13 protein-coding genes are annotated in these 14,851 nt (G+C 39.0%); 2 read left to right on the top strand and 11 right to left on the bottom strand.

Annotated elements, in window-relative coordinates:
• Positions 1-235 precede the first annotated feature (235 nt).
• The 3 genes from L0P88_RS13010 to L0P88_RS13000 form a co-directional block, all read right to left on the bottom strand.
• Positions 236-598 carry a sugar-binding protein gene (locus tag L0P88_RS13010; protein ID WP_247130353.1) on the bottom strand — a complete coding sequence of 121 codons (363 nt, stop codon included), beginning with the start codon at positions 596-598 and terminating at the stop codon, positions 236-238.
• A 78-nt stretch (positions 599-676) separates the two neighbouring features.
• Positions 677-1,189 (bottom strand): helix-turn-helix domain-containing protein, encoded by a 513-nt coding sequence (locus L0P88_RS13005; protein ID WP_247130352.1) that lies wholly within the window; start codon positions 1,187-1,189, stop codon positions 677-679.
• Between the two features lie 184 nt (positions 1,190-1,373).
• A complete protein-coding gene (locus tag L0P88_RS13000) occupies positions 1,374-1,805 on the bottom strand; it encodes a hypothetical protein (RefSeq protein ID WP_247130351.1) in 432 nt (143 codons plus the stop codon).
• Positions 1,806-2,113: 308 nt separating this feature from the next.
• On the opposite strand from L0P88_RS13000, the gene L0P88_RS12995 reads away from it, so the two are divergent.
• Positions 2,114-3,100, top strand: coding sequence for a hypothetical protein (locus L0P88_RS12995; RefSeq protein WP_247130350.1), 987 nt, complete (start codon positions 2,114-2,116; stop codon positions 3,098-3,100).
• On the opposite strand, the gene L0P88_RS12990 is transcribed toward L0P88_RS12995, so the two are convergent.
• Together L0P88_RS12990 and L0P88_RS12985 are read right to left on the bottom strand one after the other, a co-directional pair.
• Positions 3,042-4,664, bottom strand: a complete 1,623-nt coding sequence (locus tag L0P88_RS12990) for a cysteine peptidase family C39 domain-containing protein (RefSeq protein WP_281499738.1) — start codon at positions 4,662-4,664, stop codon at positions 3,042-3,044. The genes L0P88_RS12995 and L0P88_RS12990 overlap by 59 nt on opposite strands.
• Before the next feature lie 18 nt (positions 4,665-4,682).
• Positions 4,683-7,379, bottom strand: a complete 2,697-nt coding sequence (locus tag L0P88_RS12985) for an outer membrane beta-barrel protein (protein ID WP_247130348.1) — start codon at positions 7,377-7,379, stop codon at positions 4,683-4,685.
• A gap of 221 nt (positions 7,380-7,600) precedes the next feature.
• Between L0P88_RS12985 and L0P88_RS12980 the strand changes: the two genes are divergently transcribed.
• Entirely contained in the window at positions 7,601-7,873 is a 273-nt protein-coding gene (locus tag L0P88_RS12980) for a hypothetical protein (RefSeq protein WP_247130347.1), read from the top strand.
• A gap of 607 nt (positions 7,874-8,480) precedes the next feature.
• Here the strand turns inward: L0P88_RS12980 and L0P88_RS12975 are convergent.
• From L0P88_RS12975 to L0P88_RS12950, 6 genes are all read right to left on the bottom strand, one after another.
• Entirely contained in the window at positions 8,481-9,149 is a 669-nt protein-coding gene (locus L0P88_RS12975; protein ID WP_247130346.1) for a bifunctional 4-hydroxy-2-oxoglutarate aldolase/2-dehydro-3-deoxy-phosphogluconate aldolase, read from the bottom strand.
• A 7-nt stretch (positions 9,150-9,156) separates the two neighbouring features.
• Positions 9,157-10,197 (bottom strand): sugar kinase, encoded by a 1,041-nt coding sequence (locus L0P88_RS12970; protein WP_247130345.1) that lies wholly within the window; start codon positions 10,195-10,197, stop codon positions 9,157-9,159.
• A 145-nt stretch (positions 10,198-10,342) separates the two neighbouring features.
• On the bottom strand, positions 10,343-11,107 hold the full coding sequence (locus tag L0P88_RS12965) for an SDR family NAD(P)-dependent oxidoreductase (RefSeq protein WP_247130344.1): 765 nt from the start codon (positions 11,105-11,107) through the stop codon (positions 10,343-10,345).
• Between the two features lie 34 nt (positions 11,108-11,141).
• On the bottom strand, positions 11,142-12,431 hold the full coding sequence (locus L0P88_RS12960) for an MFS transporter (RefSeq protein WP_247130343.1): 1,290 nt from the start codon (positions 12,429-12,431) through the stop codon (positions 11,142-11,144).
• A gap of 222 nt (positions 12,432-12,653) precedes the next feature.
• The gene (locus L0P88_RS12955; protein ID WP_247130342.1) at positions 12,654-13,364 is read right to left on the bottom strand and encodes a FadR/GntR family transcriptional regulator; all 711 of its coding nucleotides are present in this window, start codon (positions 13,362-13,364) and stop codon (positions 12,654-12,656) included.
• 168 nt (positions 13,365-13,532) lie between these two features.
• Positions 13,533-14,846 carry a RagB/SusD family nutrient uptake outer membrane protein gene (locus L0P88_RS12950; protein ID WP_247130341.1) on the bottom strand — a complete coding sequence of 438 codons (1,314 nt, stop codon included), beginning with the start codon at positions 14,844-14,846 and terminating at the stop codon, positions 13,533-13,535.
• Between the last annotated feature and the right edge of the window lie 5 nt (positions 14,847-14,851).

The raw sequence follows: 14,851 nt of genomic DNA, 5'->3' as shown, positions 1-14,851 counted from the left end.
AATCAATCCATGTAATCCAGCTTATTTTAGCTTCTTGGGTTTTGTTTTTCGGCAACTTTTTACAATCTGCACGATAAATACCTGCCTCAATACAATTATCACGAATTAGATTTAGGTTCCGGAGGGATTTCTTACTAATAGTAATGTCCACCCTATAACCTCCAGATAGTAATTCGCTTTTTGTCCATATGTGCCCTTGTGGCCAGGCCCAGTCAGTATTAAGTTTCCTGTAAAATTAGGCTGAATAATCCAAAACTCTTCCTTTGGCATCAATCTCAATACCATAATATAGTTTCAAGTCTTTATCTGATCTAAAAAAAATTTCTACTCTATCGGATTGCGCAACATCAATTTTAACGTTCTCATTTCCATCATAGAGCAGAATATTATCATCCATCACTACATAATTAAGATAGACATATTCGTTACTATGCAAAGCTCTGAATACAGTGGTCTTACAAAATGTATTTTCCCAAGGTCTCTTAAAATCTGTTATAACATTAGCTGTTTCCCAAAAACCATTAGGCAATTTAGAAATTGCTTTCGAAGAAAAATCAACTCCCTTAATTATATACTTCTCTTGTTTAGATTTCCTCATTGGCATAAAATGAATATTTATTAAAAATTACAATATAGCTTACAAGAACTCAATAATATTACTGAACCAATTGCAAAATCAATAAGACAATTTTTTCATAATCAACTTAGACTTGTTTAGCTTCAAGATTAGTTGAAGGAAACCGTAAGGTTTCCCTAAAGCGAAGCGTCGATAAATATACTTTCTTTTATCAAATGGCTTTTCAATTGCCGTGGGGAAAGAAGTTTTGGTCGTAGCTTCAAATGTTGTCTGATGTTTTACTTTTCCCGGGGAATAGCCGTAGCGTTCATGGAAACAGGTAGTAAAATAAGAATTACTGCTAAAACCAACCTTGTAGGCGATTTCGGAGACGGTTGCCACATCTTTCTGCAACATTTTCAAGGCCTCCCTAAGTCTTAATTCCCTAATAAATTGACTGACGGATTGTCCTCGAATTCGCTTCAGTTTTCTATGGAGTTGTGAACGGCTTGCCCCATAGGTTATAGCAAGTTCTTCAACGCCGAAGTTTTCATTTTCAAGGTTGGTAAGCACAATTTCCTCGAGCCTTTCGATAAAATTCTCATCTTGACCCTTGTAATCCAAAGAAGTCATTCTGAATACTATTGATGAATAGGGGAATACTTAAAGATACTAAATTTCAATGCCAACAGCAATCAGCCAATATTGGGGGTTACTTAAGGTCAAACATAATATCGTACCCAACAGATAAAGGAATATGGAATCCTTTTTTATCCCTTTTAAAAGAATCGATGGAAAGTAAAAAAAGGGGAATTGGTCAGAAACCCAAGTTGGTTTGTTTTTTATCCAACCTTCTAAGAAGTAGGTATCCATGATGCTTTTTGTCGCCAACCTGGACGGTGTCGCAGGTTATACGATACAGTTTTAAATCGTTTTCTTGAAATTCCACCCTTATGGTGTCCACACTTGAAATGGACCTACCCATAAACCTGGATTCAGTGACAAACCTATACGTATTGTCCTCCAATCGCTGCCAGTTCCCCTTCCAGGACGATTTAAGGACCTCCCAAGTACCATCCGCTCGAAATTTTTCGATAAAACCGGCGGTACCCACGTCGGTTGATATGACCTTGTCCGTACCGCATTCATGGATATAGAACCCCATACGCTGCCATTGGCCCACCAAGGGGTCCTCTTGCGCCATTCCGTAGCATGAAAAAAATATGGACAACCATAGGAATGTTCTCATTTTCTATATTCTATTATGGTAGGTTGCTGTTAAGAAGTAATAATAGGGGATACTGTGCTATCGGCACAGCACCAATGCACAACCGATAGGAAAACAGGAATATCCGATCAAAGTAATATTGAACCAAAGCCATCATACCCAATTTGCATAGGATTACTGTTCAAATTTTGATTGAAGGGGAAAAGGGGTGGTTTGCATAGAAATCAAACATTATTTCAAAAAAAGTAGGAAAACTTGGAACAAACCCCTAGATTTGGCGAATCAGTTCTATAGTAACTGAGAAAAAAGCCCTTTTACGAATACGAACAATGCTATCAGGCAAAAGGGCTACCCTTTCCATAAAACAATATCTGGGGTTTCTTATTTTAGGACACCTGTGCTTTAATTGGGGATTATTCGGACAAACGATCGCTCCCCCCACCCCTACGGCAAGTACTTTTACCATTTATGGTTTTACTACCTCCAGCATATATCCTCCAAACGGTTATACGGGAATGCCATCATTCAATCCTAATTCGAACCAACTAGCTGTTTACGAAGCAGATGCCCGGAACGTTGCGCAAGCTGAGCGGATGAGAAAACAACTGCTTGCCGAGGCAGAAGCTACTTTTGGATATGGAGTGGACACCTCCCTTCCTTCTTTTAAAAATTCAAAAGGTGCCCAGCATTACCAAAATGCATACGCCCGCCTATTGGCGATGCAGCATAGCCCCTTCTCCGTTAAAAAGGCCACTTTTATCATTGAGAACGCTTTCTATGAAGAGACAAAGGAGTATATGGAATTTGAAAGGGCCATTAAGCAAACAGGTGATTTCCTTAGGGAAAAGATGAAGGAACTGAAATTGGACAGCAACAGCAACCTGGCCAAAAACTATCTGCTTTTCCAATTCTTTGCGGACACCTTGGAAATCAGATCGAAGGGATTGAAGCATTTGCCATTCGAGTATGACTTTGATGACTTTTGGGGGAAGCGGGACTGGAGCAATATGTTTGTCCATAAACTACTGTTGACCGGAAAAGGGCAATGTAGTTCCTTACCCAAACTGTATTTGATCCTTGCCGAGGAAATCGGTGCAAAAGCCCATTTGGCCCTATCCCCCAATCATTCCTACATCAAGTTTCCGGATGATGCCGGGCACTGGCACAACATTGAACTGACCAACAACATGCTCACTACGGACGCCTTTATCCTGAATTCAGGTTTTGTCAAGTCGGCAGCCATCCAAAACCGGATTTTTATGCATCCCCTGGATGAGAGGGAATTCCGCTCCCACTTGTCCCCACTATTGCTGTAACCTTACCTTTTGGAATTAGTAAAGACAAGTTATGCAAAACAATCGGCGAACTTCTCCCTCCATATTTAAAAACAACATTTTGCAGTTTTATTTCTTCATTATAAAAACCAAAACTGTTTGAGTCTTTTTCCATTTTATCCTCATCTTCGATTGAATGTATCTCGGATAATCTCTCTAGACTAATTTTGGCATCTTGGCCTGATTGAATGAACCCTACAAAGTTTCTAATGGGCGAATTAAGTTGGCCAATGATATATTGGACAGAAAGCATCATACCCAAAGTAAGATGACCATCTATAACTGCTTTGGCGGCAATAAATGTTATCACAATATTTTTCAATTCATCTATAAAACGCCCTCCATTATTTTGAGTCTGCGATAATGTCAGTCCTTTTATCGAAATCTTAAAAAGCTTGGCCTGAATCTCTTCCCATTCCCAACGTCTTCTTTTTTCTGAACCATTGAGTTTAATTTCTTGCATTCCAGAAATCAATTGATGAAGACTACTTTGATGCTCAGCTGTTTGATCAAACCTTTTATAATCAAGTTCTGCTCTTTTCTTCAGAAATAAAAGAGTCCATGAAATATACATGAGGGAGCCAATGAGGAAAATTATAAAGATTGTGAAGGAATAATACGCCAAGATTGCCCCAAATATTATTACATTGAATACTGAAAAAAGAGTGTTCAAGCTAGAAGTAGAAAGAAAGTTCTGGATTCTATTGTGATCATAAATTCTTTGTATGATATCCCCTGTCTTTTTTGAATCAAAGAATGCTATCGGAAGTCGCATCATTTTAGTAAGAAAATCAGATATCAAACTAATGTTAACACGTGTAGTTATATGTAATAAAATCCAGCTTCGAACCATATTAACACTGGTCTGAGACATGAACAATACTAATTGGGCAATTAGTATCAAATAAATGAAATTCAGGTTTTCAAAACGTATCCCATAGTCAACAATAGCCTGTGTTAAAAATGGGAAAATCAATTGAATTAGACTACCCACAAAAAGACCAAGGAATAATTGAAAAATTAGTTTTTTGAATGGCTTGAAATAGACAAATAGATATTTCAAGCCTATCTTTCTGTTTTCTTGGGGATGTAAATTATAAAACCTAGGTGTCGGTTCCAGTAACAACAAATAGCCCCTATCAGTGCTTAGGCTATTACTAGTTCCCATCCAACCATCAATAAAATCCTTCACTTGATACTTTAAAATACCGTGTCCAGGGTCTCCAATAATGACAGTTCTTTCACTTATTTCATAAATCACCACAAAATGACCTTGTCTCCAATGTGCAATGCAGGGAAGGGGAATTTCTTTTTTTAGACTTAAAAAATCAGTTGTAACCGGCAAAGAATGAAAACCAATGTCTTCGGCAGCTTCGGCCAAACCACCTAAAGAAACTCCTTCTCTAGTAATAAAAGACTTTCTTCTTAATTCTTCTGTAGAATAGGTCTTCCCATAATAAGATGAAATCATCTTCAAACAAGTGGGCCCGCAATCCATTATGTCCAATTGCTTAAAAAACGGATATTTCTTTAGTCTAAAACCCATTTGTCTAAGCAAGTGAAACTATTTTTTAGATTTTGATACCCGATAGGAAAAACTCAACATCAAATATCTATTTAAAACAGAACTTTGTGAATCTTGAATATAATCTTCTCCTGTATATCTGGAGTTTTTCACATTTTCATTTAAAAGGTCAAAATATCTGATTTTTAGAAATCCTTTATTTTTAAAAAAACTATATCCAAGACTTGCGTTCCAAAAAACATTTGAACTTTCAAATCCGGGGCCAATATCTGGTCTTGAATTGAAAACTACATCATTTTCAAAAATTAGTCCTTTGGGGAAATTTAAGGATGTTTTTAGGGATACTTCATGGGACAAAATACTCGTATTGGCAAAAAGTTCAGGACTATAATTTGTCAGGACTATCCTTGGACTATAAGAAGTTTGAAGATCAAAAATATCGCCGTCGTTCAAACTCATTCTAAATGTGGGATATAGGCTCCATCTATCTATTTTATAACTAAGGCCATTGGTAAAATTGTTTCTCCTGTAGAGTCTTGAATTGAACCCTAAATGATACCTAATCCTGCCATTTTCAAAATTTTTTGTTTTACTCAAGGAAACTCTAAAATTACCATCGATATTTCCATCTGTATTTGTATATGAAGTTGTCCTTATCAATTCATCATTTGTATTTCTGATAATTGAAATATCATCTCTAAAAAGACTCACTTTACCATAAACAAAAAAGCCAACTTTGGATTTTGAATTGTAATTATTGTAATTTATACTAATATCCTGTCTGTATATTCTATCAAGAGATGGATTCCCGAGGTAAATATTGGTTAAGTCAATTTCATTTGGTACGGGAAGAAAATATCTTTTATTTGGCAAATCCACACTAGTATTGTAGATAAATGTAAATTTCTCCCTACTACTTAGTTTGTAAGACAAATATGCATCTACATAAAAGTCATTATAATAAGAATCCCTTGTAAAATCCAAATTAGATTCAAATCCGTTGATTTTTGAATAATAGACCCCTCCAAACAACGATAAATCCATTTTCTCAGTATTAAATTCAATTCCCAGATTTGGAAGGAAATACGAAAACTTATTATCAAAATCCGTACTCAATCTTGTTATAAAAAATTCGTTCTCCAGATTATGACTTTCAAAAACGTTCCTTTGGGTTTCAAAGACTTGATAATTGTACCTTATTGATGGAATTAAAAAAGTATTCTTGAAAATTTCATCCTTCACTTCCATTTTTCCATTAAATTGAAAATTTTCAATTTTTTGATCCACGGATTGTGAGGTTAAATCAACATTTGAATCTCCATTTTCATCAAAAATGTCCACGTTATTCGAAATTTCTTGTTCAATATCTTCATTGTTAAGTCTTGAAAAAACCTCGAAAGCGAAATACTCACCTGGTTTTTTGAATTTTCTAACCAGACCTAATTTAGATGATAAGTCCTCATTTTTACCTTCATTGAAAAAATCACTAGTAATTTGATTGATTATTGTGCCATTCAACCTTGTAGATTTTCCTACAACATTTTCTCTATCATTATCAGTTCTTATTCTAACTCTGGGTACAACTGAGATTTGTGTTAGGGAGTCTGGACGTAATTTTAGGTCTACATCAAATCTATGACTTCGTTCCAAAAAATCCTGATTAGCTTCTGATTCATTGACATAGCTGTTTTCTGGAAGAAAATATTGCCTTTCTACAATGTCGGTATTTTTTACATCTACATCAGAATAGAAATATTCCCCAGTAATATCTATATTGGAACTCAATTCATCCGAAAAATTTAAACCAGTATCATTACTTGAAGATATGCCTTTCAAATTTCCCCTCCATGATAAATTCCTTGCATTTGAACTTAATTCGGATAAATCATCGTATGTAAAACCCGGATTATCTATATTGTTGCTTCCACCTAAAACTGTTAATCTCTGTTCTTTGTTAAAATAGTTTCCTATTCCACTGATTTGATATTCTCCGTCATCTCCAACGCCTGCCAGGAGATTACCAAAAAATCCTTTGCTATTATCTTTTTTTATGGTCACATTAATTTCTTTTTCATCGCTTTTGGCATTGGCGCCCGTGAATTCTTCAAGCACACTTTTTTTATCAACAACTTGAACTTTGTCAATTATATCAATAGGCAGATTTTTAAGGGCTATCTTGGTATCACTACTAAAAAATGACCTGCCGTTTATTTTAATTCCACTAACTTGATTCCCATTTACATCAATACTTCCATCATCTTCAACAGTGACTCCAGGTAAAACTCTCAATAAATCTTCAAGCGTAGAATCCAACCTTAGACGAAATGAAGCTGCATTAAACTCTAATGTATCTTTTTTTACAAGAATTGGCGGAATTTCTCCTATTACTTCTGTTTCATTCAGTTCAAAAATAAATGGCTTTAGCTTAATTATTCTTAGGTCTATATTGGTTCCATCCAAATCCATATATTTTTCGATTGTCTGATAACCATTATATGAGACAAGAAACCTTATCCTTTTATCTTGGGTATCTGTTGTCAATTTGAAATCTCCGAACTGATTACTTATAGTGTATGAAATAAGGGAGCTATCTGACACTTTCTGTGCAAATACAGTAGCTGCCTCCAATTTTTCGTCGGTATCAATGTCTTTGATTGTACCCGTGATACTAACTTCTTGGGAATTTCCTAGTAGAGATAGAAAGCTAAGAGCTAAAAGAATAATATACTTTCTCAATCTATCTGGAATTTAGATTAAATCAACAAAAAAATGAGTTTTAAAAGTATGATTTAAAAGGAAAAAACACCACATAAAAACCCTAATTAATCTATGGTTTTTGGGCAAAAATACCTCCATGCCATTTGGAAGTACATTAAAATCAATGATGTGAAACTGCCCGAAGACTATTCTTATTTGCTGATAAAAAATAAGAGTGATTATATGTAATTTGTAGGACTATGGATAAAGATGTAGTTTATTTGTTTTACGGGATAACGACAATTCTGGGTTTTTTGACATGTTTTAGTATATATCTTATCAGAAAGGCCTACAAGGAAAATGAAAGGGTAGAAAGACATCAATTTGAAAAAGGGTATGATTTATATGACAGAAAAAAATCAGACGATATTTTGCTTAAAGCGCATGGATACGTTTTCAATTTTGGGACTCTCCTAGCAATCTTTTCAGGAATGGGATTTATATTCTTTCTAGTAGTTAGTATTTGGGGTTAACATATACTTCATTTATAAGATAAATGTGTGGCCTTTCTGCGCTTCCTTTTGCTTCAGCGATAGGTGTGTGTGACAACTTATGGGGGTTACGCTCCTTTTTTATTATACTTGTCCTAACTATAAAATTACCACTAATGATTGCATTGAACGTTTACCAGGTATTCTTCCACAAATTCCCTTGATTTGTAAAGTCCCGAATTTATTATCCCAATCTTTGTATCGAACCATAAATAAAGGGAATCCACACTATGTTGTTGCCCAATGGTAGGTAGGGACAAACCAAGAAAGCCAAGCGTCAAGAAAAGAGTTGATGCTTTTTGAATGGGAAAATGAAAAACTAAGAAGATTAGTTTTCTTATGACCAAAATAGGACTTGTTTTGAATTAGCTCTTCTTAAAGATAAATAATCGTCAATTCAAAACAAAAGTCCTATGCATTCATTTCTGATTAGAAACTATTTCGATGGTTTAATGCTATATTTCCAATAATTCAAGCTTGGAATTGCATATACATCAATGGTCGAATAAAAGGAAATACTTTTTCCTACAGGCTTTTTCCATTCACATTTTTAGAATGGATTGCTTGTGTGGGAAGGTTTTCCACTGGGTCAATTCCTTACTTTTTGGATAATCGCCAAGGTGTTCCTTACCAAACTTTCAAGCTTTTGAAAATCCTTAGCGGCCAAAATGTCCTTGCTGATCAGCTTTGACCCCATGCCCACGCAGGTTACGCCTGCTTCAAACCAGGCCCTTAAATTGTCTTCCTCGGTGCTTACGCCACCTGTGGGCATAATGCTGGTCCACGGTTGTGGCCCTTTTATCGCCTTGACAAAACCGGGGCCATAGGTCGACCCGGGAAAAAGTTTAACGATTTCACAGCCCATCTCCTCAGCCTTGTTGATTTCGGTCAACGAACCACAACCGGGCGACCAAAGCACTTTTCTTCGGTTACATACCATAGCAATGTCTTCGCGCAATGATGGGGTTACCACAAAATTTGCCCCCATTTGCAGGAACAGCGAGGCCGCTCCGGCATCCGTAATGGAGCCTACACCCATTACCATTCCCGGTAATTCGGCAATGGCATAGTGGTTCAATTCCGAAAAGACTTCAAAGGCAAAGTCGCCCCGAGCCGTGAATTCCATTAATCGTGCGCCACCATCGTAACAGGCTTTGAGCACTTTTTTTCCCAATTCCACATCGGGATGGTAGAAAAGGGGCACCATCCCGGTACCCCTCATGATATTTGCTACTTCAATTCTTGAATATTGTGCCATAGTAAAATTATCTAGCTACCCTTCCGGAGGCGTCGCCACCCATTAATTTTTCAACTTCCGGCACCGTGACCAAATTGGCATCCCCCTTAATGGTATGTTTTAGGCAGGAAGCCGCCACAGCAAAATTCAAAGCGTTCCGATCATCTTCAGGATATTTAAGCAATCCATAGATCAACCCGCCCATAAACGAGTCTCCACCGCCCACACGATCCACAATATGGGTGATTTGATATTCCGGGGACTTGTACATGGTCTTCCCATCATAAAGCACTCCGGCCCATGTGTTATGGGATGCCGACAGGGAGCCCCTTAATGTGGTGATCACCTTTTTGGCCCTGGGAAACCGCTTCATCATTTGTTGGCAAACCGAAAGAAAAGCTTCCGCTTTAACATGTTCGCCCTGGGTGGTAATGTCCAGACCTTCCGGTTGTATCCCAAAGTGTTTTTCTGCATCTTCCTCATTGCCCAAAACAATATCGCAGTAGGAAGTCAGTTCGGACATGATCGCTTCCCTATCCCCTCCGTACTTCCAAAGTTTGGCACGATAGTTTAAATCGGTGGAAATGGTCACCCCCATTTCGCTGGCCGTTTGTACCGCTTCCAAACAGGCATCTGCCGCACCCTGTGAAATTGCCGGTGTGATCCCGGTCCAATGGAACCATTCGACCCCATTAAAAACCGATTTCCAGTCAATCATCCCCTTTTCAATTTCGGACATTGCGGAATGGGCACGATCATAGACCACTTTACTCCCCCTGGACACCGCTCCGGTTTCCAGAAAATAAATGCCCAATCTGTTCCCGCCAAAAATCATTTTATCGGTACCCACGCCCCTTTTGCGCATTTCCATAAGGGCGCAATGGCCAATGTCATTGTCCGGCAGCCTGGTCACAAAATCCACGGGCACTCCATAATTGGCCAAAGAAACGGCAACATTGGATTCACCGCCGCCATAGATGACATCGAAGGTATTGGTCTGTGAAAATCTTAAAAATCCCGGAGGTGCCAAACGAAGCATGATTTCCCCGAAAGTGACTACTTTTTTCATGTTTATTTTTACTATTTAATTGACGATGCTTTTGCCCAACCAAGGGCTAAGCCATCATTACTATCACTATTGGTTCCCCTAACGAAGGAAGCGTTGTGCCAGCGAAACAAACCGTTAAAATTGGCTATTTCGCTGGGACTTTCCTTTAGATTCCCAAACCTTGTCCACCGCCTACTTGGATTGTTTCCGCGGTCAAGAAAGCGGCATCATCACTGACCAAAAAGGAAATAACGGAGGCCACTTCTTCCGGCTGTCCCAATCGTCCCAATAAAATATTGTTTTTCCAGGAAGCAAAAACTTCCGGTTTGGTGGATTTGATCTGGGTATGGAAAGGAGTATCAATGGTCCCCGGTGACACTGCGTTCACCCGAATACCATATTCAGCAAGGTCTTTTGCCAATGCTCGGGTAATGGCATGTACTGCGGCTTTGGAAGTTCCATAAATACCGGCACCGGGCCCTCCGGCATTCCATCCGGCAATTGAGGTATAATTGATAATTGACGCATTTTCCCCCTTTTTAAGGAAAGGAATCGCTGCCCTGGAGACAAAGAATGTTGAATCAAGGTTCAGTGCCATGACCCCCCGGTAAAATTCAGTGGTCATTTCCTCAAATCGGGATCTTCCTCCCAAACCTCCTGCATTATTGATGAGGGCGTCCATCTTGCCGTATTTTTCCCCAATGGCATTGATATTGGAAGTCACGGCTTCCTCATCGGTAACATCAAAACCGTAATACTCGGCGGTAATGCCTTCTGCGGTCAGTTCCTTTACCCTTTGGGCCCCAGCTTCATCTTCTATACCATTTAAAATTACAGTGTATCCGTCCTTACCAAGCCTTTTCGCTACTTGAAAGCCAATACCTCCCGTAGCACCTGTAATCATGGCAACTTTTCCGTTTAAATCACTCATTGCTATTTGCTGTTTAAATTTTTATTCTGATTTATTAGTTTTCTACTGATTGGATTTTTTTGGCGAAGAAATAGATGGCCGCTACTCCGAGCGGAACAAATATTGCAATCGCTATAAAAATCGGTGTATATGAAAATCTATCCACAACCAAAGGCACCAGGAAATTCATTACAATTACGGAGAACACCCCTATCATTCCCCCTAATCCGGCCAATGATCCTACGGATTTCCCACTAAAGAAATCACTGGGAAGCGTTTGTACATTACTGATGGCAAATTGGAATCCAAATAGGACAAGAAATACAATGGCCACAAATTTTTCGGCAGTATCCCCAATAAGGACAGTTGCTATAAGCCCCAACAACATAATGATACCCCCAATAAGAATGGTGGTTTTTCTTCCCTTGTCTATTGAATTAGTTTTGGCGATGATCTTCCCGGAGACAAAGCCCCCGGCGATACTGCCAATAGCGGCCCCAACATAAGGGACCCATAGGAACATCCCCACTTCCTTGACATTAAATCCATAGACATCAAACAAATAAATGGGCATCCAACCTACAAACAGCCACCAAATGGGCTCCAAAAAGAAGCGACCCACAACCACTGCCCACGATTCCTTGTAGGAAAGGATTTCCTTTAGACTTTTCCCTTTGGTACCCTCCGTGGCCTTTTGATCGGCCTCACTTTGTCCTTCAACAATAAATTTTTGTTCTTCCTGGGTGATCCAGGGGTGTTTTTTAGGTCCCGCCTTATTGATCAGCAACCATGGAATGATCCAAACAAGTCCAAAAGAACCAACGACCATGAAGGTGATCCTCCAACCGTAGGCAACAAAGAGGGATGCAATAAGCAGTGGTGCAATTACGGAACCAATGGATGCCCCTGCATTGAACAATCCCTGTGCAATGGCCCGTTCTTTAATCGGGAACCACTCCGCATTACTTTTTACGGCCCCTGGCCAGTTCCCTGCTTCCGATAACCCCAGGGTACTCCTAAAAATTGCAATGGAGAGCAACCCCCTTACCGTGGAATGTAGGAAAGAGGACAATCCCCAAACCCCAATACTGATCACATAACCTATTCTTGTGCCAACTTTATCAAACAGTTTTCCTGAAAACAATTGGCCCAATGCGTAAGCGACCATAAAGATGTTCAGAATTAACGCATAATCCTCTTTGGTTAAGTTCAGGGAGTGGGCTATGGTCCCTTCTTTATCCAGCCCACCCCACATAATCCCCAGTGCGCTTCTGTCTATGTAATTTATAACTGTGGCAATAAATATTAACCCAATAATTATCCACCTTAAACCTTTGACTTTCATATCTTTTTCAATTACTTTATTACAAATGCGGTGCCTATCCCCTGTCATGGGATGTATGGCCAAATACCGAATTAAATACTATGACGAAACTCATTAAGACTATGAAAGCCAATGGGTGAGCAGAAACGCTACTCTTTGGAATCCAATGTACTTGCTAAGTTTACTTCCTCCTCCTTATTTCAATTTTGATGGACAAAAGCGTGCAATTTTGTCCATTCCCGTCTATTCTTTTACGTTGTAACAATATTGATATAGCACCTTAAAATGTGCTTTCATTTTTTCTTTTGCCTTTTGTGGGTCCTGATCTTTAATGGCCTCGTAAATGTCCTCATGCTCCTGTATTCCATTAAAGGACAAATTGGCATCACAGACATGGTATTTTTCGAAATTGGTGATGATCTCCGGTGTTATGATCAGCATGAACGTATTCATGGTACTGTTCTTGCTTGCCTGTGCAATGGCCAAATGAAACAATAAATCCTCTTCCACGGCCTTTTCCCCATTTAACACCTTGGCCGTATAGGCATCCAAAGCCGCCCGCATTTTTTCCAAATCCTGCTCGGTCCTTCTTAGGGATGCCAAACGCACCGTTTTTAGTTCGAGCAGAATTCTGGTCTCCACAAGCGATTTAAAATCCGGATCCTCCAGGCGAAGGATTTCGTCCAACATACCACTCATCGCCACCCTACCAATATTTGCAATAAAGGTTCCACTTTGAGGTCGGGATTTAAGTATTCCGAAGAATTCCAATTTCTGAATGGCTTCCCTTATACTGCTGCGACTCACTTGAAATCGTTCGGACAACATACGTTCCGAAGGCAATTTGTCCCCTGGCTCAAGGTTTTTGTATTCGATATAATCCCTGAGCTTGGAAATAATTCCCTGTTGGATATTTCTATTGCTATCGTTTTTGGTTAAAATTTCTACTTTCATATTTTTTTGTGCAACCAGATTGGTTAACCAGATTGGTTTGTTAAATTTATGAAAAATACCTGATCAAATCACGTGCTTCTACAGCTTTTCTTGGGAAAAAAGGGTTATTGACAAAATTTTGTCGAATAACCCTGTACTTAACTAAACTAACTCAACTAATCATTATTATTAATACCCAGGATTCTGGGTAATTACTCCACCAGTCGCAAGTATTTCCGAGATTGGAACGGGAAACAAATGATAATCACTGTTTATGGTCTGTCCCATTTCAGCATCCACGGTACTTGTTCTGACCAAATCAAACCATCGATGTCCTTCAAAGGCCAACTCCAATCTTCTTTCATCCTGAATGGCTTGCCTAACCTGGGCCTGCGTTGTTGCAGTTGAATTTGCCAGACCTGCCCTTGTTCTAATCTTATTTAATTCGGTCAAAGCTCCTGCTGTATTTCCGTTTTCATTCAATGCTTCTGAATACAAGAGAATAACATCGGCCAATCGTATTTCTATCCAGTCATGCTCAGGACCATTTACTTGAGGAAATTTTGGAGAAGCCAGAAGCGTTTCGTCAATGGTTACCGCCCGTCTTAAATCTCCTGGACTGGCGTCAAAAGCCGCAATTAAATCCGTGTCCAAAGGCTCTAATGATTTGGTGTCAAGACCTCCAGACCAGGACCAAAACTCCGAGAAACTATATTCATCTTCAACAGAACTCGATATTTTGGTTGCAAATATGATTTCCTTATTGTCATCCCCTTCATTTGCCGCGCCGAAAATTTCATTGAAGCTGTCTTGCAAATTAACGTCGGCAGCTATAGCTCCATTGACAACAGCGGCCAGATGTGTTTCCGCACTGCTAAAATCCCCCCTATGCACATATACTTTACCCAACAAACTTTGTGCTGCTATTTGAGAAGCCCTGTCATTTGCTATTTCAGAATTATCCAAAGCTGAAATGGCATCTTGTAAGTCAGGAATAATTACGTTGTCGTAAACATCTGATGCGGGTTGCCTTGCAAAAATAGACGTATCGTCCACGGGCGGGGCAGCCAACAGGTTTACGGGCACATCACCAAATACCTGTACTAGTTTAAAATAAGACAAGGCCCTTAAAAATTTGGCTTCGCCAATTTGGGTAGCGTTTGAAGAATTTTCGATTACATTGTTCGTGCTCAATATGGATCTATACATGGCAGTATAGAATGGGCCAAAAAATTGGTCTTCCATCACTGGTAAATCAGCGTCAAACTCATCAAATTCTGTAAATGGAGCTTCAAACATAAAAGCATTATCTGCCCTAAAGTCCCCCATTACGGCCATTGGCGTAGCTGCACCAATTTGATAGAAATAGGCCGCATTCAAAACCCCCGTAAAATCTTTCAAAGAATCTGAAGTAGCATTTATAGGCGGCACCTGATCCAAATCATTATCACATGCTGTTATCAACAACAATGATCCCAATAAAAATGTATATACTGTTTTCATTTTTT

Source organism: Muricauda sp. SCSIO 64092, from assembly GCF_023016285.1.
Lineage (GTDB): Bacteria > Bacteroidota > Bacteroidia > Flavobacteriales > Flavobacteriaceae > Croceivirga.
This window is presented reverse-complemented; position numbering and strand designations above follow the sequence as displayed.

Coding starts and splice junctions, on each gene's coding strand:
- L0P88_RS13010 (WP_247130353.1), bottom strand. CDS start 598: ATGAGGAAATCTAAACAAGAGAAGTATATAATTAAGGGAGTTGATTTT.
- L0P88_RS13005 (WP_247130352.1), bottom strand. CDS start 1,189: ATGACTTCTTTGGATTACAAGGGTCAAGATGAGAATTTTATCGAAAGG.
- L0P88_RS13000 (WP_247130351.1), bottom strand. CDS start 1,805: ATGAGAACATTCCTATGGTTGTCCATATTTTTTTCATGCTACGGAATG.
- L0P88_RS12995 (WP_247130350.1), top strand. CDS start 2,114: ATGCTATCAGGCAAAAGGGCTACCCTTTCCATAAAACAATATCTGGGG.
- L0P88_RS12990 (WP_281499738.1), bottom strand. CDS start 4,664: ATGGGTTTTAGACTAAAGAAATATCCGTTTTTTAAGCAATTGGACATA.
- L0P88_RS12980 (WP_247130347.1), top strand. CDS start 7,601: ATGGATAAAGATGTAGTTTATTTGTTTTACGGGATAACGACAATTCTG.
- L0P88_RS12975 (WP_247130346.1), bottom strand. CDS start 9,149: ATGGCACAATATTCAAGAATTGAAGTAGCAAATATCATGAGGGGTACC.
- L0P88_RS12970 (WP_247130345.1), bottom strand. CDS start 10,197: ATGAAAAAAGTAGTCACTTTCGGGGAAATCATGCTTCGTTTGGCACCT.
- L0P88_RS12965 (WP_247130344.1), bottom strand. CDS start 11,107: ATGAGTGATTTAAACGGAAAAGTTGCCATGATTACAGGTGCTACGGGA.
- L0P88_RS12960 (WP_247130343.1), bottom strand. CDS start 12,431: ATGAAAGTCAAAGGTTTAAGGTGGATAATTATTGGGTTAATATTTATT.
- L0P88_RS12955 (WP_247130342.1), bottom strand. CDS start 13,364: ATGAAAGTAGAAATTTTAACCAAAAACGATAGCAATAGAAATATCCAA.
- L0P88_RS12950 (WP_247130341.1), bottom strand. CDS start 14,846: ATGAAAACAGTATATACATTTTTATTGGGATCATTGTTGTTGATAACA.